Consider the following 721-nt stretch of genomic DNA (forward strand, 5'->3'; position numbering starts at 1 on the left):
GGCCCGCAGGCCCGCGGCGCGGGCGGCACCGAGCAGCGCGGCCGGTTCGGCGCGGGCCGCCTCGCCGCCGGTGTGCAGCACCAGGCCGTGCCCGGCGACCGCGCGGGCCAGCTCGGCCGCGCCGCCGGAGAGTCCGGCGGCGGCCGCCTCCCATGCCTGCCCGGTCTCCCCGGACGGGGAGTTGACCAGCCGGGCCAGGCCGTCGGCGAGACTCTCCTCGGCCAGTGCGTACCGCTCCAGGCCGACGAGGACCCGGACCGGCCGTTCCTGCTCCTCGTCGCCGTCACCGGTGTCGTCACCGGTGTCCCCGGGGGCCTCGGGCGCCGGGGCACCCGGTTCGTCCAGGGCGTCCTGGAAGACCAGTGCCTCCCCTTCGGCGAGCGTGCCTTGCACCGCGGCGTCCGGGTCGGGCACGCCCTGCCGGCCCAGCGCCGCGACGAGCGCGGGCAGTTCCAGAGCGGTGTGCCCGGCCACGGCCGCCTGCTCCAGCAGCCAGACGGTCACCGCACGGCCCCGCCGCTCGTCGTCCGGCCCGCAGGCGGCACCGAGCAGTGCCCGCGCGAAGCCGTCGGCCTGCTCCGGCCGTACACCGGCGACCCGGAGCAGCTGCCAGGGATCCTCCCGGAGCGCGCCGTCCGCGCCCTCGCCGAGGACCGCCGCGATCTGGGGGGCCAGGGCGTCGGGGGCGCCGCCCTCGGTCAGGACACGGCGCACGGCCTCG

General features: G+C 79.5%; 1 protein-coding gene. It reads right to left on the reverse strand.

Features of this window, described 5'->3' with window-relative positions; translation table 11 throughout:
- The coding region (locus GT045_RS07605) for a helix-hairpin-helix domain-containing protein (protein ID WP_272926840.1) at nucleotides 1–721 on the reverse strand (721 nt) is incomplete at both ends.

Source organism: Streptomyces sp. SID486 (assembly GCF_009865385.1).
In the GTDB taxonomy this organism is placed as follows: domain Bacteria; phylum Actinomycetota; class Actinomycetes; order Streptomycetales; family Streptomycetaceae; genus Streptomyces.